The organism is Burkholderia sp. Bp9143 (assembly GCF_003853645.1).
Classification (GTDB): Bacteria; Pseudomonadota; Gammaproteobacteria; order Burkholderiales; family Burkholderiaceae; genus Burkholderia.
The window spans coordinates 1-260 of sequence record NZ_QTPO01000196.1; the positions used below are offsets into that span (position 1 = coordinate 1).

1 protein-coding gene is annotated in these 260 nt (G+C 64.2%); it reads right to left on the bottom strand.

All coding sequences use genetic code 11. From position 1 onward, the window contains the following. Positions 1-260: hypothetical protein (locus DIE23_RS40785; protein WP_311767854.1), on the bottom strand; the 260-nt coding region annotated here is incomplete at both ends.

Genomic DNA, 260 nt, shown 5'->3' on the forward strand with positions numbered 1-260 from the left:
ACCGATAGCTCGGTCGCCTCGCTGTCGACCTCCACGTCGACCGGCCTGTCGTCGGCTAACAGCTCGATTTCGTCGCTCTCGACGTCGACGTCGACGGGCCTGTCCTCGGCAACCAGCTCGATCAGCTCCCTGTCCACCTCGACCTCGACGGGTATCAATTCGCTGTCGACCGGCCTGAGCTCCACCGATAGCTCGGTCGCCTCGCTGTCGACCTCCACGTCGACCGGCCTGTCGTCGGCTAACAGCTCGATTTCGTCGCT